General features: G+C 73.1%; 21 protein-coding genes. 7 read left to right on the forward strand and 14 right to left on the reverse strand.

Annotation, left to right across the window (positions count from 1 at the left end; genetic code table 11):
- Positions 1 to 353 precede the first annotated feature (353 nt).
- Positions 354 to 932: a helix-turn-helix domain-containing protein gene (locus ABZ805_RS12060; RefSeq protein WP_358438153.1), complete on the forward strand. Its 579-nt coding sequence runs from the start codon at positions 354 to 356 to the stop codon at positions 930 to 932.
- A 91-nt stretch (positions 933 to 1,023) separates the two neighbouring features.
- On the opposite strand, the gene ABZ805_RS12065 is transcribed toward ABZ805_RS12060, so the two are convergent.
- From ABZ805_RS12065 to ABZ805_RS12075, 3 genes are all read right to left on the reverse strand, one after another.
- Complete coding sequence (locus tag ABZ805_RS12065) at positions 1,024 to 1,587, reverse strand: GNAT family N-acetyltransferase (RefSeq protein ID WP_358438156.1); 564 nt, start codon at positions 1,585 to 1,587, stop codon at positions 1,024 to 1,026.
- Positions 1,588 to 1,595: 8 nt separating this feature from the next.
- Positions 1,596 to 3,458, reverse strand: coding sequence for an Hsp70 family protein (locus ABZ805_RS12070; protein WP_358438158.1), 1,863 nt, complete (start codon positions 3,456 to 3,458; stop codon positions 1,596 to 1,598).
- 109 nt (positions 3,459 to 3,567) lie between these two features.
- Positions 3,568 to 4,368, reverse strand: coding sequence for an IclR family transcriptional regulator (locus ABZ805_RS12075; RefSeq protein WP_358438161.1), 801 nt, complete (start codon positions 4,366 to 4,368; stop codon positions 3,568 to 3,570).
- Between the two features lie 526 nt (positions 4,369 to 4,894).
- Here ABZ805_RS12075 and ABZ805_RS12080 point away from each other — a divergent pair.
- Positions 4,895 to 6,223 (forward strand): MFS transporter, encoded by a 1,329-nt coding sequence (locus ABZ805_RS12080; RefSeq protein ID WP_358438164.1) that lies wholly within the window; start codon positions 4,895 to 4,897, stop codon positions 6,221 to 6,223.
- Positions 6,224 to 6,279: 56 nt separating this feature from the next.
- Here ABZ805_RS12080 and ABZ805_RS12085 read toward each other — a convergent pair whose 3' ends face one another.
- From ABZ805_RS12085 to ABZ805_RS12100, 4 genes are all read right to left on the reverse strand, one after another.
- Positions 6,280 to 7,065 carry a 2-keto-4-pentenoate hydratase gene (locus tag ABZ805_RS12085; protein WP_358438167.1) on the reverse strand — a complete coding sequence of 262 codons (786 nt, stop codon included), beginning with the start codon at positions 7,063 to 7,065 and terminating at the stop codon, positions 6,280 to 6,282.
- A gap of 20 nt (positions 7,066 to 7,085) precedes the next feature.
- Entirely contained in the window at positions 7,086 to 8,471 is a 1,386-nt protein-coding gene (locus tag ABZ805_RS12090; RefSeq protein WP_358438170.1) for an LLM class flavin-dependent oxidoreductase, read from the reverse strand.
- A 143-nt stretch (positions 8,472 to 8,614) separates the two neighbouring features.
- Positions 8,615 to 9,121 carry a flavin reductase family protein gene (locus ABZ805_RS12095; protein WP_358438173.1) on the reverse strand — a complete coding sequence of 169 codons (507 nt, stop codon included), beginning with the start codon at positions 9,119 to 9,121 and terminating at the stop codon, positions 8,615 to 8,617.
- Between the two features lie 37 nt (positions 9,122 to 9,158).
- Positions 9,159 to 10,466, reverse strand: coding sequence for an NAD(P)/FAD-dependent oxidoreductase (locus ABZ805_RS12100; protein ID WP_358438176.1), 1,308 nt, complete (start codon positions 10,464 to 10,466; stop codon positions 9,159 to 9,161).
- Positions 10,467 to 11,040: 574 nt separating this feature from the next.
- Between ABZ805_RS12100 and ABZ805_RS12105 the strand changes: the two genes are divergently transcribed.
- Positions 11,041 to 11,829 (forward strand): GNAT family N-acetyltransferase, encoded by a 789-nt coding sequence (locus ABZ805_RS12105; protein ID WP_358438179.1) that lies wholly within the window; start codon positions 11,041 to 11,043, stop codon positions 11,827 to 11,829.
- Between the two features lie 478 nt (positions 11,830 to 12,307).
- Positions 12,308 to 13,474: an FAD-dependent monooxygenase gene (locus tag ABZ805_RS12110; RefSeq protein WP_358438182.1), complete on the forward strand. Its 1,167-nt coding sequence runs from the start codon at positions 12,308 to 12,310 to the stop codon at positions 13,472 to 13,474.
- 124 nt (positions 13,475 to 13,598) lie between these two features.
- On the opposite strand, the gene ABZ805_RS12115 is transcribed toward ABZ805_RS12110, so the two are convergent.
- Together ABZ805_RS12115 and ABZ805_RS12120 are read right to left on the reverse strand one after the other, a co-directional pair.
- Complete coding sequence (locus ABZ805_RS12115) at positions 13,599 to 14,495, reverse strand: alpha/beta hydrolase (RefSeq protein ID WP_358438185.1); 897 nt, start codon at positions 14,493 to 14,495, stop codon at positions 13,599 to 13,601.
- An 84-nt stretch (positions 14,496 to 14,579) separates the two neighbouring features.
- Positions 14,580 to 15,512 carry a magnesium transporter CorA family protein gene (locus tag ABZ805_RS12120; RefSeq protein ID WP_358438188.1) on the reverse strand — a complete coding sequence of 311 codons (933 nt, stop codon included), beginning with the start codon at positions 15,510 to 15,512 and terminating at the stop codon, positions 14,580 to 14,582.
- A gap of 80 nt (positions 15,513 to 15,592) precedes the next feature.
- Between ABZ805_RS12120 and ABZ805_RS12125 the strand changes: the two genes are divergently transcribed.
- Positions 15,593 to 16,576: a cation diffusion facilitator family transporter gene (locus tag ABZ805_RS12125; protein ID WP_358438191.1), complete on the forward strand. Its 984-nt coding sequence runs from the start codon at positions 15,593 to 15,595 to the stop codon at positions 16,574 to 16,576.
- On the opposite strand, the gene ABZ805_RS12130 is transcribed toward ABZ805_RS12125, so the two are convergent.
- Both ABZ805_RS12130 and ABZ805_RS12135 read right to left on the reverse strand, forming a co-directional pair.
- A complete protein-coding gene (locus tag ABZ805_RS12130) occupies positions 16,577 to 17,146 on the reverse strand; it encodes a GNAT family N-acetyltransferase (protein WP_358438194.1) in 570 nt (189 codons plus the stop codon). It abuts the gene before it with no gap.
- A 137-nt stretch (positions 17,147 to 17,283) separates the two neighbouring features.
- Entirely contained in the window at positions 17,284 to 17,691 is a 408-nt protein-coding gene (locus tag ABZ805_RS12135; protein ID WP_358438298.1) for a hypothetical protein, read from the reverse strand.
- Between ABZ805_RS12135 and ABZ805_RS12140 the strand changes: the two genes are divergently transcribed.
- Entirely contained in the window at positions 17,621 to 17,824 is a 204-nt protein-coding gene (locus ABZ805_RS12140) for an ESX secretion-associated protein EspG (protein WP_358438197.1), read from the forward strand. The two genes, ABZ805_RS12135 and ABZ805_RS12140, sit on opposite strands and share 71 nt — an antisense overlap.
- Before the next feature lie 160 nt (positions 17,825 to 17,984).
- Here the strand turns inward: ABZ805_RS12140 and ABZ805_RS12145 are convergent, their stop codons facing one another.
- The 3 genes from ABZ805_RS12145 to ABZ805_RS12155 form a co-directional block, all read right to left on the reverse strand.
- Entirely contained in the window at positions 17,985 to 19,190 is a 1,206-nt protein-coding gene (locus tag ABZ805_RS12145; RefSeq protein ID WP_358438199.1) for a cytochrome P450, read from the reverse strand.
- A 94-nt stretch (positions 19,191 to 19,284) separates the two neighbouring features.
- The gene (locus tag ABZ805_RS12150; protein ID WP_358438202.1) at positions 19,285 to 20,388 is read right to left on the reverse strand and encodes an SDR family NAD(P)-dependent oxidoreductase; all 1,104 of its coding nucleotides are present in this window, start codon (positions 20,386 to 20,388) and stop codon (positions 19,285 to 19,287) included.
- 32 nt (positions 20,389 to 20,420) lie between these two features.
- Positions 20,421 to 21,338 (reverse strand): alpha/beta hydrolase, encoded by a 918-nt coding sequence (locus ABZ805_RS12155; protein ID WP_358438205.1) that lies wholly within the window; start codon positions 21,336 to 21,338, stop codon positions 20,421 to 20,423.
- 242 nt (positions 21,339 to 21,580) lie between these two features.
- Between ABZ805_RS12155 and ABZ805_RS12160 the strand changes: the two genes are divergently transcribed.
- The gene (locus tag ABZ805_RS12160; RefSeq protein WP_358438208.1) at positions 21,581 to 22,492 is read left to right on the forward strand and encodes a diiron oxygenase; all 912 of its coding nucleotides are present in this window, start codon (positions 21,581 to 21,583) and stop codon (positions 22,490 to 22,492) included.
- The last annotated feature ends 81 nt before the right edge of the window (positions 22,493 to 22,573 follow it).

A 22,573-nucleotide genomic window follows, 5' to 3' on the forward strand; every position in this document is an offset into this window, starting at 1 on the left:
GATTGTTCGGGCAGGGGCGTGCGAGGTCCTGTTCGGTCCGGCGGCGCGGCCGGGTCGCCGCCGGTCGGCCGGGCGGTTCCCGGCCGTGGTCGGCTCGGCGGCTTCGCTGAGCGGAAGTGCCGCTGGTGCTGGGTTTGCGGAGGAGGCGTGCCGAGTCGCGCCGGAGGAGTGTCGTGCGGGTGAGCGGCTCGCGACCCCGCTCCCGCGTGGGCCTCGTGCTCCGGTCGGGTCGAGTGCGGCCGAGTCGTTCCGGTCGTCACCCGGCTCTGGCATCATGGAACAAGCGGAACCGCACTCCGGAAACTATACGGAACAGCGTTCCGCATGGCAAGGGTGCATCGGGAGGGAGCACGGTGGGCGCAGAGGACGGCGCGGCGCGGCCCAAGCGGGCGGACGCCCAGCGCAACGAGAAGACGCTGCTGGACGCGGCCGCCGCGGTGTTCGTCCGCTCCGGCGTCGAAGCCCCGGTGCGGGACATCGCCGCGCAGGCCGGGGTGGGCACCGGCACGATCTACCGGCACTTCCCGACCCGGTCCGACCTCATCATCGCCGTCTACCGGCACCAGATCGAAGCGTGCGCCGAGGCGGGGCCGGTGCTGCTGGAGAGCTGCGCGACCCCGTACGCCGCGCTGCGGCGGTGGATCAACCTGTTCGTCGACTTCCTGGTCACCAAGCACGGGCTGGCCGGGGTGCTGCGCTCCGACGAGGACGGGTTCGAGGCGCTGCACGCCTACTTCCTGGACCGGTTGCTGCCGGTGTGCGCGGAACTGCTCGCCGCGGCGGCGCGTTCCGGGGAGATCCGCGCCGACCTGGAGGCCATCGAGCTGATGCGCGGCGTCGGGAACCTGTGCATCGGCGCGGAAGGCGACCCGCGCTACGACGCCCGCCGCCTCGTCGACGTCCTCATCGCCGGTCTCCGCACCGCCGCCTGACGGTGCCCGCCTCACCGGTCCGTGCACTCCGGTCGCACGAGCCGCTCACCTCGGGGCGTCGATGCGAACAGCGGTGGCGCGGTGCTCGGCCTCACCACGGCGGCCCGCCCAGGTCGATGACGCCGTCGACCGGAGCCGCCCCGCCCACCGGCAGGGTCATCACCGGCGACAGGACGAACTCGGTCGGCTCGCCGAACCGCGTCACCAGCAGCGTCCCGGTGAATTCCCGCCAGCCGAGCTCGGCGTAGTAGCGCAGCAGCGGCGGATCGCAGACCAGCAGCCCGAAATCGACGTCACCGCGGGAGCGGAAGTGCGCCTCGGACGCCCGCAGCGCGGCGTGCGCGTAGCCGCGGCGCCGGTACCCGGGATGCGTCTGCACACCCCCGACCCCGGCGATCGTCACCTCCCGGCCGGCCTCAGCACCGGTGCGCACCAGCAGGCTGACGTTGCAGACCAGCGAGCCGTCCGGCGCCCGGACCCGCACCCGCCAGTGCGCCCCCGCCCATTCCAGATCCGCGCCCGCCCAGTCCGCCTCGTCCGCCGGTGGGTACACCGCGTGGCGGAGCGCCGTCAGCTCCGCCAGTTCCGGAGCCGAGAGATCGGCCGCGCGGTCGAGGGAGATCACCGGGTCCGCTGGTCGTTCGACGGGGCTCATCCGGGGCGTCAGCGGATGGACGTGCAGGGTCTGGTGTCCGGGTCCTCCGCCGTGTCGGGTTCCAGGCGCACCTCGGAGAAGGTGACGTCCAGGCGCCGCTGGGCGGAGACCAGGAACGGCGTGTTCACCCGCTCCGGATCCAGGCCCGCTGCGGTGAAGCAGGTCAGCGGGATCTTCACCGTCGTCGTCCGCCCCACCGGCAGGTCCCCGAACAGCTTCGCGGCGGGCAGCGCGCCGGCGCACGGGTAGTGGCAGTGCTCGGCGATCTCCGCCGCGCCGTCGCCCGGTTCCGCGTTGAGCCGTGCTTCGAAGACCAGCGCGCCACCGCCGTCGACGTAGGGCCGCAGGTCCAGCGAGCCCTCCGGATTCGTGGTCTGCAGGTAGACCTGCGCGGTGGAATCCCCGCTCCACACCACCCGCATCCCGTCCCCGTCGGGCGTGGCCGCGATCTCGCCGGGGTGCGCGATGCCCTCCGGCGGGATGGCGGTGCCGCTCCAGTTGCTGTCGGATCCCAGGTAGCCGCCGAAGGATTCGGCGACCGCGCCGCCTTCGTACAGCGGCAGCGGGCCGCCGGGAGCGGTGGATCGGGTGGCGACGGCCAGGACGGCGACGAGGCCGACGACGACCACCGCGACGGCCGCGATCGCGGGCCACAGCCACTTCCGGCGGGGCGGCGGCCCGGCGGGTGCCGCGACCCGCACCGTCGGTTGCTCGGGCGCCGTGCTGGGCGCGGGAGGCGGGATCGGCGTGCGCGTCGTCGGCGCATCCGCCAGGCCCGGTGTCGCGGCGGGCGCCGGTGCGGGCTCGGTTCGCGGTGCGGGCCTGCCGGAGATGAGCGCGGCACCGAGCGCGACGGTGTACTTGGGGTGCAGCGTCGCCCGCAGCGGTTTCCCGAACTCCTGCTCCACCACCTGCGCGATCAGCGGGACCCGGGACGAGCCGCCCGCCAGCAGCACCGCCGAGAGGTCTTCGACGCGCAGCCCGGCGGAGGCGGTGGTGCGGCGCAGCGCGTCGATGGTCAGCCGCACCGACGGCATGATCATCTCGTCGAACTCCCGGCGGGTGACGGTGAGCTCCCGGGTCCCGGACGGCAGCGGCACGGCGACCTGCACGTCGGGTTCGGTGGACAGCTCCTCCTTGGCGCGCACGCATGCCGCCCTGGTCGCCGCGATCGCCGCCGCGGCCGCCGGATCGGCCGGGTCGAGCGCGCTGATCGCGCCGTCGAGCCGCTGGTCCACGTGCGCGAACAGGGCTTCGTCGAAGTCGATGCCGCCGAGGTGCTCGACGCCTTCCGGGGTGCCGAGGATCTCGACCTGCCGGCCGCGCATCCGCAGCACGGTGGAGTCGAAGGTGCCGCCGCCGAGGTCGTAGACGGCGATGGTCTCCCCGTCGCCGAGCCGCCGTTCGCCCGCGTAGTGCGTCGCCGCGGCCTCCGGTTCGGTGATCAACCGGAAGTCCGCGACCCGGGCCAGCCGGGGCACCTCGGTGAAGTGCTCGCGCCGGTACGGCCCCCAGATGGCGGGGTAGGTCAGCACCACCGAGCCCGGTGGTTCCCCGGAGATCCGGGTGACGGTGGCGAGCACGTCCCGCAGCTGCGCGGCCATCAGCGCGGCCGGGGAGTAGGTGGCGCCGCCGAGCACCAGCGGGGTCGGATCACCCAGGCGGCGCTTGAAGTTCCGGCTGGTGGCGGCGGGATCGCCGCCGGAATCCGCCGCCGCGTCCCCGGTGAGCAGGATGCCGCCGTCGCCGCGGCGGGCCACCGAGGGCACGATCACCGCCGGGGACATCGGGACCATGCGGGTGCCGCCGGGGCCGCTGATCGCGGCCGAGGTGAAGGACGTGCCGAGATCGATCCCCACGCCGTACCGCACGCGCGCCCCCTGAGTTCGGTGAAAGTGCAGAAACGATCACAACTCGAGCGCGGGCAATTCTATGCGCGGTGGCAGGGCCCGCCCTACCTCCACAAGGGGGGACCGGGCGTCAGCCGGCGAGGGAGTCGCGCCAGAACAGCTCGGTGAGCCGGTCGGCGATCCGCTGCATGTGCTGCAGCGCCTCGGGGATGCGGGCGCGGCCGAACCGGCTGCGCGGCCCGTTGAGGGTGAGGATGGCGACCAGCGTTCCGGCACTGTCCCGGATGGGGCGTGACAGCGAGAGCAGTTCGTGCTCGAGCTCGTTGTCGATGATCGCGAAGCCCTGCTCCCGCACCTGCTCCAGCTCCTTGAGCAGCGCGGTGCGGTCGGTGATGGTGTCCGGGGTGAAGGCCTCGAGCGTCTCGGGCAGCGTCGCGCGGAGCTTCTCCACGTGCTGGTCGGCCAGCAGCACCTTGCCGGTGGAGCTGGCGTGCACCGGGTAGTGCTGCCCGACGAGGTTGCTGGTGAGCACGCCCACCACGTGCGACCCGGCGGCTTCGGCGACCAGGTCGAGCCCGTCCTGCGCGTTCGGGATGGACAGGGTGACGGTCTCGTTGAACGAGTCGGCGAGTTCGTCCAGCAGCGGCTGGGCGTGCGCGACGAGGCCCGCGTACGGGTCGGCGGAGCGGCCGAGCCGGGCGAGTTCCCAGCCGAGGACGTAGTGGGTGTCGATGCGGTCGACGAGCCCGCCCTGTTCGAGGCTGTAGAGCAGCCGGAACGCGGTGGGCCTGCTGAGCCCGGCGGCCTTCGCGAGGGTGGTGACGGTGGCGCCGTTGCGCGGCTGGGCGGCGATCTCGCGGAGCAGGCGCACGGCCTTGGTCACCGATTTGTTGACCATGCCGGTCTGTTCGGGCGTGTCCTCGTCGCCCATACCGCTTCCGCCTCCCCGCCTCGGCCCGTTCGCGGGCCGCGCGGCCCGCGCCGTGCGGCCACCCTAACAGCCGCGTTCACTTCGTGGACGCGGTGGCGTGGTGGGCGCGTCCCCCCTGGTCGGGTCGGGGGGAGGGCGCGGCCGGGTGCGCGGCGACCGGTACGGTCCGGCGCGGCGTTCCGGGCATGGCGTTCCGGATATGGAGCGGGCACGACGAGGTGCCGCGGCTGTCGGTGTTCGGTTCGGCACCCTCCGTGATCACATGGTGGACGTCGTGTCCGGTTCTGGGGTCGGCCTGTTCGGTTCGCCGACCTGGGCGGAATCGGGAGGATCGCTGCGGATCCTTGACTCCGTCGTCGATTTCGCGAAGGATCCTCGGCCGTTATGTTCACATGGTGAACGCGCTTGTGGCTGGTCGGTGCCGCGCGCTCACCCCCGACCGTGCGGCCCGCCGCCGCACCGCTGCGCACCCGCCGCCGCGCACCGACCGCGCTCGCGGGTGCTCCACCAGGAAGGAAGCGCACTGGTGACCACCACCGCAGTCGCCGCCACCCGCACGCCGGAGGAGCGGAAGCGGTTCCTGATCCGGCTGACCCTCGTCGTCGCGGGCGGCATGTTCATCGACGGGTACGTGCTCGGCATCGTCGGGACCGTCATCGGCGCCATCACCACCGACCTGCACATGTCGGTGTACGGCGAAGGCCTGATCGGAGCCGCCGCGCTGATCGGCATCTTCGCGGGCGGGCCGCTCGGCGGCTGGCTCGCCGACCGGTTCGGCCGCAAACCCATGTTCACCCTCGACCTGGCGCTGTTCGTGGTCGGCTCGGTGCTCCAGTTCTTCGTCGATTCCAGCTGGCAGCTGTTCCTCGTTCGGCTGCTGATGGGCGTCGCGATCGGCGCCGAGTACTCGATCAGCTGGCCGCTGATGACGGAGTTCGCCCCGGCGCGGCTGCGCGGCCGGTGCCTGTCGTTCGCCGAAGTGGCCTGGTACATCGGATTCGTCGGCGCCTTCATCGTCGGCTTCGCGCTCACCGCGGTCGACGCGGACTGGCGGCTCGTGCTCGGCACCAGCACCGTGCCCGCCGTGATCCTGTTCTTCGGCAGGCTCGGCGTGCCCGAATCGCCGCGGTGGCTGATGAGCAAGGGGCGCACCGAGGAGGCCGAGCGGATCGCCGACACCTGGATCGCCGACCGCGCCGACCGCGCGGACATCTTCGAGGAGCAGCAGCGGCCCGGCCGGTTCGGCATGCTGTTCTCCCGCGAGCACTGGCGCTCCACCACGTTCATCTCGGTGTTCTGGTTCTGCACCGTCACCCCGTACTTCGCCATCGCCACCTTCTCCGCGAGCGTGCTCGCCCGCTACGGGCTCGGCGAGGACGGGCTGGTCGGCGCGATCGGCGTCAACGGGGTGGCGCTGGCCGGTGTCGTGGTCGCCTGCCTGCTCATCGAGCGGGTCGGGCGCCGGATGCTGACCATCCCGCAGCAGTGGGTGTGCGCGGTGGTGCTGGTGGTCATCGCGCTGTGGTCCTCGGCGCCGCCGGTGCTGGTGCTGGCGTGCTTCCTGGTGTTCGCCTTCGCCAACGCGATGTGCACCGGGTTGACCGGCGTCTACCCGGGCGAGGTGCTGCCGACCGAGCTGCGCGGCCTCGGCACCGGGTTCGCCACCGCGGTCAGCCGGGTCGGCGCCGCGATCGGCACCTTCCTGTTCCCGTGGTCGATGCAGGACCTCGGACCCGCCACCACGATGCTCGTCGCGGCCGGGATCTGCGTGGTCGGCGCCGTCGTCTCGCAGGTGCTGGCGCCGGAGACGACCGGCCGCGCGTTGACCGGGATCTCCACCGCGGACCAGGACTAGCGCGTGCGGCGGGGTTCCGGGTGCGCCCCGGAACCCCGCCGTCACCTGCGCGGAGGTCACTCGGTGATCTCGAACTCGACCGTCCCCCAGCCGGTGAACTCACCGGCCCAGTGCCCGGCCCGGTCCACCCGCACCGCCTCCAGGCAGCTGCCCGGCAGCACGACCTGCCCGGCCTCGAACCCGATGCCGTAGTCGGCCAGCCGGTTGCACAGCCACGCCGTCGCGGCCAGCGGGTTGCCGAGGATGTTGCGGGTGTTGCCCGCCATCACCTCGCGGCCGTCGAGCCGCAGCGCGCCCCGGGTGTCGCTCAGCCGCAGCTCGGTGAGCCGCCGCGGCGTCCCGCCGAGCAGCACCGCCCCGGTGGAACCGTTGTCCGCCACGGTGTCCGGCAGCGAGATCGCCCAGTCCTGCACCCGCGAATCGATGATCTCGATGGCCGGCATCGCGCAGTCCACGGCGCGGACCACGTCGGCGACCGTCACGTTCGGCCCGCGCAGCGGTGACCCGAGCAGGAACGCGGGTTCCAGCTCGACGAACGGGGCGATGAACCGGTCCCGCCCGATCGGCACGCCCTCGGGCGCGAACCCGCTCGCCAGCAGGTACCCGTAGTCCGGCTGGTCCAGCCCGAACGCGGCCTGCATGGCCTTGGCGATGTTGCCGAGCTTGTAGCCGACGATCCGGTCGCCGCCCGCGACGGCCAGCTCGGCGTTGTGCCGCTGCACCGCGAAGGCGGCGTCGGCGTCCAGCTCCGGCCACTTGCCGGTCGGCGCGGGCACCGGGATCCGGTTGGTGCGCGCGTCGCGCAGCACCGTCGCGATGTCGCGGATGTCCTGGTCGTGCAACGGAATTCCTCCTCCGGTGGTCAGATCGCGGCGGCGAGCTGGGTGTGGCCGGCCCGGCGGCCGGGGTGGTCGGCGGGCAGGCGCACGGTGCCGGGGCCGTAGAGCTTCTCCCGCAGGGTGCGGCCCTCGTACTCGGTCCACATCACCTCGCGGCGCTGCAGCTCGGGCACGACGAGTTCGGCGAAGTCGGCGATGTCCTGGTACTTCACCGCGTGGCCGAGGTTGAAGCCGTCGATGTCGGCCTCGTCGATCCAGCTCTGCAGCTCGTCGGCGACGGTCCGCGGGGAGCCGACGATGGTGGGGCCGCTGCCGCCGATGCCGATGAACTCGGCGATGTCGCGCGGCGTCCACTCCTTGTCCGGGTCCAGCTTGGAGAACAGGTCGACCATCGTCTGCCCGGCGTCGGTCTTGACGTGGCGCAGCGGCACGTCCGGGTCGAACCGGGACATGTCCAGCGCGGTCCAGCCGCTGTAGCGGGCCATCGCGCCGCGGTAGCTGACGAGCCTGCGGTACTCCTCGTGCTTGGCGTGCGCCTGCTCGTCGGTCGGGGCGACGACGACGTTGAGCATCTGCAGCACCCGCAGCGACCGCGGGTCCCGGCCGAACGCGGCGGCCTCGGCGCGCAGCGCGTCGACCTGGCGCCGCAGCGAGGTCTTGGACAGCGAGTTCACGAACACGCCCTCGGCGTGCCCGGCCGCCAGCGCGCGGCCCTTCGAGGACCCGCCCGCCTGGAACAGCACCGGTGTGCGCTGCGGGGACGGCTCGCACAGCGCGAAACCGGGCACGGTGAAGTACTTCCCGCGGTGCTCGATGTCGTGCACCCGCGCCGGGTCGGCCCACGTCCCGCTCGCGGCGTCGCGGACCACGGCGCCGTCCTCCCAGGAGTTCTCCCACAGCTTGTAGCAGACCTCCAGGTGCTCGGCCGCCACGTCGTAGCGCTCGTCGTGCGGGGTGAGCAGCCCGTTGCCGAGGTTGCGCGCCGCGCTGCCCGCGTACGAGGTCACCAGGTTCCAGCCGATGCGCCCGTCGGTGAGGTGGTCGAGGGTCGCGAACTTCCGGGCCAGCGCGTACGGGTGCTCGTAGGTGGTGGACCCGGTGAGCCCGAACCCGAGGTGCTCGGTGGCGGCGGCCATCGCCGAGATCACCAGCGCCGGGTCGTTCGCGGGCAGCTGCGCCGCGTCGGCGAGCGCGCCGGCGGCGCTGCCCTCGTAGATGTCGTGGTACCCGGCGTTGTCGGCGAAGAACACGCCGTCGAAGCGGGCTTCCTCCAGCATCTTCGCGTACTCGGTCCAGTAGCGGACGTCCTTGTAACGGGAGCTCTGGTCGGCGGGGTGCCGCCAGAGCCCCGCGGACAGGTGCGCCGGGCCCTGGAAGTCGAAGGCGAACAGTCGAATGCGGCGAGACATCATCGGCTCCAATGCGATCGCGGGGGAGGAGGCGTGCCGGGGAGCGGGCCGTCGCGCGACGGCCCGTCCGGGGCGGGGAGAGGGCCCGGCGGTGCCGGGGGGAACGATCAAGCGGGAGAGGACCCGGCGGTGCCGGGGAACGATCAGGCGTGCACGGGTTCGCGGTAGCCGCCGAACCTGCCGCGGTGGAACACCAGCGGGTCACCGCTCCCGGTGGCCATGCCGCGGACCTCGCCGATCACGATGAGGTGGTCGCCGCCTTCGAGCTCCTGCACGGTGCGGCAGTCGATCCAGGCGTGCGCGCCCATGATCTGCGGGCTGCCGTCGGCGGATTCCTGCCAGTCCACCTCGGCGAACTTGTCCTCCTGCTTGCCGGACATCGCGCGGCACACCGCGTCCTGCCCGTCGGTGAGCACGCTGGCGCTGAAGAAGCCGCTCGGGCGGATCTTCGGCCAGCTGCGGGAGCTGGTGGCGACGCTGAAGCACACCAGCGGCGGGTCCAGCGACAGCGATTGGAAGGTGCCGACGACGAGCCCGGCGGGCATCCCGCGCTCGTGGTCGCGACCGGCCACGACGACGACGCCGGTGGGCAGATGTCCCATCACGTCGCGGAACTGGCGCGGCTCGATGATCGAAGTCGACGGTGCCATGGTGGTGCCTCCTCTTCCGGTGCGGGTCATGGGTGTTTCAGCGCAGGTCGCTGCCGATTTCGCGCGCCACGCGCAGGCCGCTCTCGACGGCCCCGTCGATGAAGCCCGCCCACAGCGAGGCGACGTCGCCGCCCGCGAAGTGGAGGGCGCCTTCGGGGCGCCGCTGGGCTTCGAAGTACCGGGTGAGCTGGTTCGGCCGCTGCATCAGCCAGGTCTCCCGCGAGTGCGGGTCGGCCATCCAGTCGTGCCCGGAGACCTCGAGCACGTCGAGGTCGTCGCGCCACACGCGCAGTGCGGCGCGCACGGCGTCGATGTCGTTCGGGGAGATCCGCTCCGAGTCGGCGCCGAAGGCGACCAGCACCGCGTCCTCCTCGCCGTTGAACTCGGTGCGCACCACCGACAGCGGGTGCTCGGCGGAGGAGTAGGCGAAGAACGGGCGGATCGGGCCGCGGACCCGGATCCACGCCTTCACCCCGCGCGAGGCGGTCCGCTCCGCGGTCGCCGCGCGCTTCTCGGCGCACAGCGCGGGGGAGACGTCGAGGTCGCCGAGCACGTTCTGCGGCAGCGTCAGCACCACCCGGCGCGCCCGGAGCCGGTCGCCCGCGGCGGTGGTGACGGTGGCGCCGTCGGCGTCGTGCTCGATCCGCCGGACCTCGGTGCCGGTGCGGATGTCCGCGTCGGCGTCGGCGGCGATCGCCGAGACCAGCGCCTTGGTCCCGGCGGCGAGCCGGAACACGGCGGAGGCCTCGTGCATCAGGTGCCAGGATCCGGCGGTGGCGGCGGTCCAGCGCAGCGCGGCGGTGAACGCGCCGTCCTGCAGCGGGGCGTTGAAGTGCCCGACCCAGGCGGCTTCGTTCGCCCGGTACTCCTCGACGGGCAGGTCGAGCTCGTCGAGCTTGTCCTGGACGCTGAACCCGTCGACCTCGGCGATCTCGGCGCCCGCCGCGGGCCGGTCGGGGCGGGGGATGCGCCGCATGGTCTCGTCCAGCAGCCGCCGCATCCCCGGGTCGATGAGCCGCATGAACTCGTCGAGGTCGCCGGTGCGCACCTCGTCGCCCGCCAGCCAGTAGGCCTCCTCCGGGCGCGGCCCGCGGGTGACCTCCAGGCCGTAGCGGCTGACCTCGGCCCACGCGTGCGGCTGCACCCAGTGCAGCCAGGTGCCGCCGATCTCCAGGTCGCGGCCGAGCCGGTGGTCGGTCCACACCCGGCCGCCGAGCCGGTCCCTGGCCTCCAGCACGGTGACCCGCAGCCCGCGCCCGCTGAGCTCGCGAGCCGCGATGAGGCCGGAGACACCGCCACCGACCACGATGACGTCGGTTTCTTCGGTCACGGTTCTGCACTCCATTCGTCGTCGGTGCGGCGCTCGGCGGACCGGGCGCGTTCGTGCCGGTGGGCAGGGCGGGGTCGCGGTGGTGGCCCGGAGGCGCTCACCGCGGGAGGGGATTCAGGTGTTCGTTCTAGGAACAGAACGTTCAATATATGAACGGAACGAGCGTATTGTGGACCCGGGGATTTCGCCGCGTCAAGACTCGCGTCGAGGGGTTTTTCCGAGGATGTATCGGGAACCCGATCCTTGACACGGCCCCGGGATGGATGCGAGCTACTCCGAATGGGGTGTTCGGTAAGTGAACGAACGGTCCACTTGGGTGCGAACAGTGACCGTGTCGGCCGTTCAGCGGGCGTCTCCCGGCCTCCGGGGCCGTGGTGTCCGGGAGCGGGCGGTCGCGCCGCCGGTCCCCGGGAATCGTTCGGCCGGTCCTTGGGCGGCCGTCCGGTCGGTCGGTCCCGGGGGCCGTCTAGCTGGGCCCGGGGGAACCGTCCGGCCGGGTCCGGGGAACCGTCCAGCCCGTCCCGGGAACCGCGCCGCCGCGCGCAAAAACCGTTTGTCCGCCCCGGTCGCGCCGCCGAAGATGATCGGCGTGGACGATTCGGCGACCCTGCTCGCGGCCTACGACGACCAGCTGCGCACCGACGCGGAGATCCCCGGCGCATCGGCGGTGACCCGGCTCGGCCCGCTGCGGCTGGCCACCTACGCGGGCGGGCGCGGGTTCGTCACCTGCCGCGACCTCGGCGGCGCCGACGCCGAACAGGTGCGGCGGCTGGTCGACCAGGTCCTCGCGCACTACCGGGCCGACCCGGCGATCGAGCGCGTCGAGTGGAAGACCCGCGGCCACGACCGCGCGCCCGGCCTGCACGACGCCCTGCTCGCGGCCGGATTCATCCCGGATCCGCCGGAATCCATCATGCTCGGCGCGGTCCGGTCGCTCATCGCCGATGTGCCGCTGCCCGCGGGCGTCGCGCTGCGCCGGGTGACGGCCGAGCCGGACGTGCGGGCGATGTGCGCGATGCAGGACGTGGTGTTCGGGGAACCTGTCTCCGCCGCCTCCGCCGACGCGGTGCTGCACAGGCTCGCGCTCGACGACGGCATGCAGCTGTGGGTCGCCGAGGCCGCCGGGCGGATCGTGTGCGCGGGACGGCTGGAACCCGTGCCCGGTACCGACTTCGCCGGGATCTGGGGTGGCGCCGCCCGTGCGGAGTGGCGCGGCCGCGGGATCTACCGGGCGCTCACCGCCGCGCGGGCGCGGGCCGCGCTGGAGCTCGGCAAGTCGCTGGTGCACAGCGATTCCACGGCGCACTCGCGTCCGATCCTCGAACGTTCCGGTCTGCGCGCCGTCTCCACCACCACGCCGTACCGCTGGGTGGTCTGACGGCTCGCCCGTTCGCCGCTGGGGGCGCCGGGAGGCGGATCGGCGGCGTTCTTCCGGCTGCGGGATCGTCGCTCTGCCGCAGGGAGAACGCCGTCCTTCGGAGGAGGCCGCGGAGGACCCGCGGGCGGCCGGGCCGAGCGGGCGGTCGACGGGTTCGCCTGACGGGAAGCGTGCAGCGGGGTTCGAGGGCCGGCGTTCGGTGGTTCTTCGTCGTCCGGCCCTTCGGGTGCGGCTGCGCTCTTCCCTGCCGCGCCCGGATGCGGTGGAACCGGCTTCCTCGCAGGGGAATCGCCCTGAACCCGCCGGTGGTTCCGGGCGGGCTCGCGGGTTCCTCCGTCGGCGGGGCCGGGCGACGGGTTCGGGAGGCCGGCGTTGTGACGGGCGTCCAAGGGGTCTTGACCGGGTGGGCGATCGGGCAGATGCTCCGCAGTGTCCGTACGTACACGAACGATCTTGTGGGAATCGGGGTGGCAGGTTGATGGCGGCACCGGTCGCGATCATCGGCGGCGGGATCGGCGGGCTCACGCTCGCGCTGGCGCTGCGGCGGCGCGGAGTGGACGCGGAAGTGCACGAGCAGGCCTCCGAGCTGCGCGAAGTCGGCGCGGCCGTGGCGCTGTCCGCGAACGGCACCCGGGTGCTGCGCGAGCTCGGCCTGGGCGAGGGGCTGGCCCGCTGCGGCGCGGTGCCCACCGAGCTGATCTACCGGCGCTGGGACAGCGGTGCCCGGGTGCACGACCACCCGGTCGCCGCCGACTACGAACGCCGCTTCGGCGCCCCGTACTACGGCGTGCACCGCGCCGACCTGCAACGACTGCTCGCCGCGGAATGCGGGGGCCGGGTCCGGCTCGGCCGCAGGCTGGTCGGGATCTCCGCGTCCGGTTCCGGCCACCGCCTCGAATTCGCCGACGGATCAGCCACCGAAGCCGAGGTGGTCGTCGGCGCCGATGGCGTGCACTCCGCCGTCCGGCGCTGGGTGACCGGCGAGGACCCCGCCACCTACTCGGGCACCAGCGGATTCCGCGGACTGGTGCCGGTCGAGCAGCTGCCGTCGCTGCCCGATCCGCAGGCCATCCAGTTCTGGATGGGCCCGGGAGCGCACCTGCTGCACTACCCGATCGGCGACGGCTCCACGGTGAACTTCCTGGCCGTCGTGCACGAACCCGAGCAGTGGTCCGCGCCGGGCTGGACCGAGGACGTGCCGGTGGCGAAGATCCGGGACCGGTTCGCGGACTGGCACCCGGGCGTGCGGGAACTGGTCGAGCGAACCTCGCTGCCGCAGCGCTGGGCGCTGTTCGGGCAGCGGGCGCTGAACCGCTGGTACCGGGGCGGCGCGGTGCTGCTCGGCGACGCGGCGCACGCGATGCTGCCGCACCACGGGCAGGGCGCGAACCAGACCATCGAGGACGCCGTGACCCTCGCCGAATGCCTCCGCGCCGATGACCGCGGCACCGCCCTGCGCCGCTACGCCCGGCTGCGGCGCGCCCGCACCCGCGCGGTGCAGCGCAGCTCCTGGGTCGCCTCCGACCTGCTGCACCTGCCCGACGGTGCGGAAGCGGCCCGCCGCGACGACCAGCTGACCGGCATCGGCACCACCCTGAACTGGATCCACGCCCACGACGCCCGAGCCGCCGCCACCCGCCGGTAGCCCGCGCATCGAGCCGCCCCGCGGCACGTCGGCGACGGGCACCGGCGGCCCGGCATTCTTCCGCCTGCGCCGAGCAGCGGATTCGGTCTCCGGCGAAGAGGCGCCGCGCCGCCGGTCCCGCTCGTCACCGGGCTAGGCGCTCGGCGAGCCACTGCCGCAGGTCGGCGCGTGCGGCGTCGGCCATCGGGGTCGGGTGGGCGGTGAAGCCGTGCGGTGCGGCGGGGTAGACGCGCAGGTCGACGTCGACACCGGCAGCGGCCAGGCGCGCGGCCATGGCGCGGTTGTCGCCGAGCAGCACGTCCTCGGCGCCGACGATCAGCTGCACCGGGGGCAGGCGGGACAGGTCGGCGTAGATCGGCGACACGTCCGGGTGGGTGCGGTCCGGTGCGCGGCCCGCGTACGCCTCGATGAAGTACTCGTCGGCGATCAACCGCCCGCTCGGCGTCCGCCCGCTCAGGTCGTAGGTCCCGAACTGGAGGACGGCGGAGCCGAACGCGTCGACTCCCCGGTCGCGCAGCCGCACGAGGGTGGTCATCGCCAGCGTCGCGCCCGCGGAGAACCCGCCGATCGCGAGGCGGGTCGTGCCGAACCGCCGGGCGGCGTGGTCAACGAGCCACCGGGCCGCCGTCGCGCAGTCCTCGGGTGCGGCGGGCCACGGATCCTCCGGTGCGAGCCGGTAGTCGACGCCGACCACCGCGATGCCGAGCGCGTCCGCCAGGTCCTGGTTCCGGAGGTCGTGGTCGGCGGCCGACCCCAGGTAGAAGCCGCCGCCGTGGATGTCGAGCAGCACCCCCGCCGGCGAACCCGCGCGCGGCAGCTGCACCCGGACCGGGACCGCATGCCCACCGCTGTCCGCGAGTTCGGTCCGCGCAGGCGGGTCCGAAGGTGTGGGAGCGGGCGCGGCCGCACGCATCGACCGGAGCTCGACCGCGTCGCTCGGGCCGCGGCCGGGGGTGCGCCGGGCGTAGAAGGCCCGCGTCTCGTCGATCAGCGAGGCGGACCGGGGTCCGTCGAAGGACATCGTTCGACACTACCGCCCGGAACCGCCCGGAACGGCGGACTCCCGGATTCCGCCGAGCCCGTCGTCCCGGTGGAGGCCCGCAGATCAGCGGGTCCCGGTGCGGCGGAGGTACCAGGCGACGACCGCGCCGGAGGCGACCAGCAGTCCGATGCCGAACACGAAGAACGTCCACGCGGGCGCGATCTGGTCCTGCATCCAGCCGAAGTTCATGCCGAAGAAGCCGACGAAGAACGACAGCGGCAGGAACACGGTGGCGATCACCGACAGCCGCCGCATGAACTCGTTGAGCCGGGTGGAGACTTCCGCCAGGTACAGGTCGAGCAGGCTCGCCAGCTGCTCCCGGTAGGACCCGAGCAGCCGCGTCGCCTGGTCCAGGTGGTCGTGCACGTCCCGGATGGACGCCGCCGAACCGCGCAGCGCGGGCACCACGTCCAGGACGGTGCCGCCGGGCGCGAGGAGGTCCCGCTGCGGCACCACGACCTGCCGCATCCGGGACAGCTGGCGGCGCAGCGCGAAGATCCGCCTGCGGGTGGCGGGCGTGGGTTGCAGCGCCACCGCGTCGTGCAGCTCGTCGATGTCGTCGTCGAAGCCTTCGAGCGCGGTCAGCAGGCTGTCGGTGAGCGCGTCGAGGACCGCGTGCACCGCCTCGGCCAGCCGCTCCGGCGGGTTCTCGGACAGGTGGCGCACCGCGTCGTCCACCGCGGTCAGCTTCGCCCGCTTGACGGTGATCAGCGCCTGCTCGGACAGGTGCAGGTGGACCTCGACCAGTGCGGGCCGTCCGTGCTCGCGGGGTTCGGCGCCGAAGAACACCAGCAGCGAACCGTGCTCGTACTCGTCGATCTTGGCGCGCTGGCCGAACTCGTGGCTGTCCTCGATGGCCAGCGCGTGCATGTCGAACAGGGAGCTGACGGTGGTCAGCTCGTCGCCGGTCGGGTCCGTCAGGTCCAGCCAGAAGAACTCGCCCCGGGCGCGCAGCTGCCGCATCCGCTCGACGTCGACCGACTGCAGGATGTCCATCCGCCGACGCTAGCAGCGCACCCGATCTGCCCGCGGTGCGATGCGCGTCCCCGGCCGGTCGGCTGTTCTACGATCGCCCGATGGCCGAGGAGCAGAACGGGGAGAGCACGGCGACGGTGCTGCTCGCGCTGGGCGCGAACCTGGCGATCGGGCTGCTCAAGCTGGTGGCGGGCCTGATCACCGGCTCCGGGGCGATGCTGGCGGAGGCGGCGCACTCGGCGGCCGACACCACCACGCAGGGCCTGCTGCTGACCGGGTTGCGGCGCTCGTCCCGCCCCGCCGACCGGCGCCACCCGTTCGGCTACGGCAAGGCCCGCTACTTCTGGGCGCTGATCGCCGCCGTGTCGATCTTCGTCTCCGGCGGGGTGTTCGCCATCATCGAGGGCGTGCGCACCGTCGCGAGCGGCGAGTCCGAGCAGACCCTGCCGTGGGTCGCCTACGCGGTGCTCGGCGGCGCGTTCCTGCTCGAAGGCACCTCGTGGCTGCGGGCCGTGCTCCAGGTCCGCGCCGAGGCGAAGGCGGAGGGCACCACGTTCCTGCGCTGGCTGCGCGGCAGCGACGACCCGACGGTGGTCACCGTGTTCTTCGAGGACGGGGCCGCGCTGATCGGGCTGCTGCTGGCGTTCGCCGGCGTCGGCCTGCACCAGCTGACCGGCTCCGGGGTGTGGGACGGCGTGGCGTCGCTGCTGATCGGCGTGCTGCTGGCCGGGGTCGCCTACGCGCTCGGCCACGCCAACATGGGGCTGCTGATCGGCCGCGCCGCCGGTCCGAAGCTGGTGCGCGGCGTGCGCGATCACCTCGACGGGCACGAGGGCATCAGCGCCGTCGTGGAGCTGATGACGATGATGACCGGCACCGACCGGGTGCTGCTGTGCGCCCGGCTCGACTTCCGGGACAGCCTCACCGCGGGCGATGTGGAGCGGCTGTGCGTGCAGCTGGACGACGAGCTGCGCGAGCGGTTCCCCGACCTCGACGAGATCTTCCTGGAGCCGGTGCCGCGCGCGGACCCGCACGTGCGCGCCCGCAGGCTCGCCCGGCTCGGCCTGGACCGGGAACCGGGCTGATCAGCCCGCGGCCTCCAGGTCGTACTCGGCGCGCAGGTCGGCGCGGGAGCAGGTGCTCACGAAGATCTCCCTGCCGTGCGCGGTGATCCGCTGCTCGGCGTGGAAACCGGCGGCGAGCCGGGTCAGCCGCGCTTCGGCCACATCGGACTCGAGCACGACCCGGTCGTGGGCCGGGTCGTCGAGGACGAGCTTGGCGATGGTGCGCAGCACCGCGGTGGCGAACCCGTGCGCCTCGTCCTCGCCGGGGGTGGACAGCAAGCGGACGCCGACCGCGCCCGGCCGCGGCGCCTGCGGATCGTGCTCGGGGCGGAACGTCTCGAACAGGAACGCCGGGATGTCGTCGCGGAACCCGAGGTACAGGCGCCGTTCCGGATCCACCAGCATCGCTTCGAGCAGCCGCCGCACCCGGGACACCCGGCTCGGCGAGCGCGGCGTGGTGCGCGGATCGATCAGCCACCGGTGCAGCAGCGTCACGTCGCTGCGCACGTCGATGGGCCGGATGGCGAGGAAACCCCAGTTCAGGTCGAAGGTGCTGAACGAGATGTCCTGCGGGGTCCTGCTCCACGCCATGGTGCCTCCGTCGGGTTGCGAGCGGGCCTGCTCGATCGACCGCGTCCTGCTCTAGTTAGGTTAGCCTAACCATTGTTGCGCGGGGTTGGCAATGCACGCCCCGGCGAGATCAGAAGCCGCGGGTCGCCACCGTCCAATCAGGAGTGGTGCACCAACCGCACTCCGGCCCGAGGAAGCGGGCGCGCGCCACCGGATCGCCGTCGAGGGCGAAGCGGAGCCGCCAGGTGGTGGCCGGGCCGCTCGCCGAGCAGCGGTTTCGGCAGGTGCTCGCCGAACCGGACCCGGAGCCGGTTCGCCTCGCACCGCGACGGCGCGCGGATCGCCGCGCTGCACGCCAGGCTCGGCGGACGGCGGACGTCTCCGGCCTGCTGCGCGCGGTGCGCCGCGGCGGCCAGCCGTCGAGCCGAGTCCAGCACCGCGGCGCCGTGGAACCGGTAACCGCCCCGGTCGGCGCTGAAGACCGGGTCCCGCTCGGTGGCACCGAGGATCTTGCGCCAGCTCGGCGCCGCCCGTCGCGACCGGTCCGGCGCGGTCCGGGACCGCACGGAACTGTCCTGGGTGGACGGTCCGGCCGGGCGGCTGCGGATCGGCTCGGCGGGCGGCTGGGTGAGCGTCAACCCGTTGCGCCCGCCCGATCTGGAGGTGGCGATCACCGACCTGGTGGCCGCCGCCCGCTAGCGCCACTGCCGATGTCCCCGCTGGGCGCGTCAGGCGGCGGAACCTCGGCGCCCTCCTCGCGCGGAGGACCGGCGGTGCCGGTCGCTCAGGTGCTCGGCCCCTCTTCGACGCGCGGCCGACTGGAGGCGCGACGTGCCGAGCGGAGCGGGTCGGCGGTCGATCACCAGGCGACCGGGAGCTCCTTGAGCCCGTAGATGGCGTGGTCGGTGGCGAAGGGGACCTCGTCGTCCGGGATCGCCAGCCGCAGCTCGGGGAATCGGCGCAGCAGCGCGGGGAACGCGATGCGCATCTCCATCCGCGCGAGCGGAGCGCCGATGCAGTGGTGGATGCCGTGCCCGAAACCGACGTGCGGGCTCGCGGACCGCGCCACGTCCAGCCGCTCCGGATCGTCGAGCAGCTCCGGATCGCGGTTGGCCGCGGGCAGGTTGAACGACACGAGGTCGCCGCGGCGGATCGTGGCGCCGGCGAACTCCACGTCCCGGGTCGCCATCCGCGGCGACCCGCTGTTCACCACGCTGAGCCAGCGCAGCAGTTCTTCGACGGCGCCCGGGACGTGGTCCGGTTCGTCGCGCACCAGCCGCAGCTGTTCGGGGTGGCGCAGCAGGGCGAGCGTGCCGAGGCCGAGCATGTTCGAGGTCGTCTCGTGCCCGGCGACGAGCAGCAGGTTCCCGATGCCGATCAGCTCGGCGTTGCTCAACTCCGCGTCGTGGTCCCGGATCAGCATGCCGAGCAGGTCCTCGCCGGGGTCCTGCCGGGCCCGGTCGACGAGTCCGCTCATGTAGGCGAGGGATTGCCGGGACAGCTCGACCTTCTCCTCCTCGGGCAGGGTGGTGTCGAGCTGGCGGCTGGTGCGCTCCTGGAACTCGGGCCGGTCGGTGGGCGGGACGCCGAGCAGTTCGCAGATGACCAGCGAGGGGATCGGCAGCGCGTACCGGGAGACCAGGTCGGCGGGCGGCCCGTGCCGTTCGAGGTCGTCGAGGTGCTCGTCGACGATCTCGGTGATGCGCGGTTCGAGGCGCCGCATCCGGCGGACGGTGAACTCGGGGGTGAGCATCCGGCGCAGCCGGGTGTGGTCCGGCGGGTCGAGCGCGAGCAGGTTGCCGCTGCGCTCACCGGAGAGCTGCCGCGGGTCGCGCCGCCCGCCGTCGAGGTCCTCGGGTCCCCAGCCGTTGCGGAAGGTCTCGGCGTCGCCGAGCATCCGGCGCACATCGGCGTGCCGGGTGAGCAGCCAGGCGGACGGGCCGAACGGGGTGCGGATGCGGGTGATCCCGTCGTGCGAGCGCAGCGCGGCGACGTCCGGCGCCGGGCCGAACCCGGTGCGGCGGGTGGAGATCGCCGAGTCGTTCGGCGGGGCTGGCTGGCTCACGCGGGCTCCTGGTGGTGGGAGGTGGTGCCGACAAGAGTAATTCAGTCAGTTGACTGAATGCAAGGCGCTGCCGGTGCGAGGCATCTGGTCGTCCTCATTGGACGGACCAGCCCCCGTCCGAGGGCAGCAGCGCGCCGTTGATGTTCACCGAGTCCTCGCTGAGCAGGAACGCGATCGACGCGGCCACGTGCTCCGGTTCGGCGATGTCCGGCAGCGCCGCCAGCGTCGGCTCGATCCGCTCCCGGCCCAGCGCCGAGTTCATCGCGCCCTCGATGCCCGTCGCCACCCCGCCCGGCGCCACCGAGTTCACCCGGATCCCGTCCGGGCCGTACATGAACGCGGCGCTGCGGGTCAGCCCGACCACCGCGTGCTTCGACGCGGTGTAGGCGGCGCCCGCCGTCGAACCGCGCAGCGCCGCCTCCGAGGACACGTTGACGATCGAACCCCGGCCGGCGGCCCGCATCAGCGGCAGCACCGCCCGGGTCAGCCGGAACATGCCGTGCAGGTTGACCTCGAAGACCCGGTGCCACAGCTCGTCGTCCACCTCGTGCAGCGGCACCATCCCGTCGGTGATCCCGGCGATGTTGGCGAGCGCGTCGACCCTGCCGTCGGCGGCCTGCACGATCGCCGCGATCCCGTCGGCGTCGGTGATGTCGGCACGCACCGGCACGATCTCGTGCCCTGGACCTGGGTGCCCTGGGTGCCAGGCCTGCGCGTCGAGCTCGGCGGCCAGCGCGTCGAGGCGGTCCCGGTCGAGGTCCGCGGCCACGACCCGGCCGCCTTCGCGGGCGACGCGGGAGGCGGTGGCGCGGCCGATGCCGGAGCCCGCGCCGGTGATGACGACGGTGCTGCCGGTGAACCGGCCGGGCGTGCAGCGCTCCCGCCCTTCCGGTCGCGGCGGTGGCGCGGTGGTGGCCGCCCCGGGAACGTCGGCCGAGCCGGGGACGTCGGCCGAGCCGGGAACGTCGACCGCGTCGCCGGGCGCGGTCGCGTTCGCCTCGGCGGCGAGCCGTTCCACCTCCTCGGCGCTGAGCCGCCCGCCGCTGAGCGCGACGAGCCTGCTCATCCGGAACCGCCGCACGGCGCGCAGCGTCCCGGCGCTCTGCCCGTTCTCGGCGAGCATCCGGCGCAGGATCGGGCCGCCCGCGGGGTGGTCGAGCCATTCGGCCACTGTGGACTCGGGGGACAGCGGGGTCATCGCGTTCTCCTGGTTCGGGGCGGTTTCCGGTGTCAGCGCGCGTCCTGCTGCGGGTGCAGCGCCTCCCGCACGTGGCGCGCGATCAGCTCGTAGCTCGCGCGGGCCCGGTCCTGGTCCCGGACGTCGTAGCCGTGATCGGCGCCGGTGACCAGGTGGTGGTGCACGAGTGCGTCCGCGGCGCGCAGCCGTTCCGCGTAGCGGTCGCCCTCGCCGCGCAGCACGTCGTGCTCGGCGGTGATGACCAGCGCGGGCGCGATGCCGGTGAGGTCGGTGGTGTCGCCGGGCGCGGCGGGGGAGTGCAGCCGGTCCCCGGCCCACCGCCGGTCCCGGACGTAGGAGGCGTTGAAGACCTCCGCCATCCAGGGGCGCAGCATCGGCTTGGGAAGCGGCGAACCCTTGTCCCGGAACGGGGTGACCAGGTCCAGCGCCGGGTAGTGCAGCACCTGCAGCGCGATCGGCGGCCCGCCCTGCTCGAAGGCCTGGCGGGCGACCGCGGCGGTGAGCGAGCCACCGGCGCTCTGCCCGCCGACCGACAGCCGGGAGCCGTCCCAGCCGTGCCGCTCGCCGTGTTCGGCGGCCCAGCGCACCACCTCGAAGGCCTGGTGCGGCGGGGTGGGGAACGGGTGCTGCGGCGCCAGCGCGTAGTCCACGTTGAGCACCGCCACCCGCGCGCTCGCGGCGAGCAGCCTGCACAGCGGGTCGTCCATGTCGGTCAGCCCCATGACGAAGCCGCCGCCGTGCAGGTTGACGTGCAGCGGCGCCGGTTCCCCGGTCTCCTCGGGCCGGTACAGCACGGCGCGGGCCGGACCCGCGGCGGTCGGGACGGTGATCTCCGAGGTGCGGGCGGGGAATTCGGGGAAGCGGTCGCGCGGTGCGCGGACCCGGGCGGTGGCGAGCTGCATGGCCTTCGCGGCGAGGACCGCGAGCGCGGGGCGGGACAGGACGGACATCGGAGCGTTCCCTTCGTCGGCCTCGCCCGCCACTGTAAGGCAGTTGACTGACTTGATTGTGGTCCGGGTTGCCGAGGATCAGGTTTGCGCAGTTCAGGGCGCTATCGGGTGCTCGGCTCGACATCTTATTGACACTCTGTCTAATATGACAACGTGTCTCACAGGGGTGGCGGCCCGACCCGGCCACCCCACCAGCCCGCAGCCGGCCCGGCCCGTGGGAGGGCCCAGTGGAGGTGTCAACGATGACCAGCGCACCAGCGGAATCCGCGCAGCGCACCGCCGCCGACGAGGACGTGTCGCAGCGGTTGCTGGACTCGGCGGCCACCCTGTCCTACGACCCCGCCACCGAGGTCGACTGGGAATCGCCGCTGCCCCCGGACGAGTACGGCCTGAACCCGGAGTGGAGCACCCTCTACGGCACGCCGTTGTGGGACGAGCTCACCGAGCAGCAGCGGGTCACGCTCACCCGGCACGAGGTCTGCTCGGTGATGAGCATCGGCATCTGGTTCGAGATGATCCTGCAGCAGATGGTGCTGCGCGACCAGTACGTCAAGAACCCCGCCAACGCCGAGTTCCAGTTCGCCCTCACCGAGATCGCCGACGAGTGCAGGCACTCCATCATGTTCGCCCGCGCCTGCGCGAAGATGGAGGTCCCCGCCTACCTGCCGCCGCGGCTCATCGCCCAGCTCGGCCGGCTGTTCAAGACGCTCGCCGGCGCCGAATCCGCCTACGGCGGCATCCTGGTGGCCGAGGAGATCCTCGACGTCATGCAGCGCGACTGGATGCGCGGCGAGAACGTGCTCGGCATCGTGCGCACCACCAGCAAGATCCACGTGGTGGAGGAGGCGCGGCACATGAAGTTCGCCCGCCAGGAGATCAAGGAGAGCATGCGCGGAGCGGGCCCGGTGCGCCGCAACGCCAGCGCGCTGCTCATCGCCGTGGTCGCCGAGATCGTCGCGTCCAACCTGGTGCAGAAGGAGGTCTACGCCTCCGTCGGCCTGGACCCCGACCGCGCGGTCGCCGCGGTGCGGCGCAACGAGCACCGCAAGTCCATGCTGCGCAACAGCTGCGTGCACCTGATGGACTTCCTGTCCGAAGCGGGCCTGCTGAACCGCCCGGCGATGGCGATCTACCGCCGCGTCAACATGATCTGAGCCCGGAGTCGGCCGCCGCGGACCGGTGCCCGCGGCGGCCCGCGCGGGGGAGCACCGGGCAGCGACGGAACGACCTGCCGC

The organism is Saccharopolyspora sp. NPDC047091 (genome assembly GCF_040643635.1).
GTDB lineage: Bacteria > Actinomycetota > Actinomycetes > Mycobacteriales > Pseudonocardiaceae > Saccharopolyspora_C.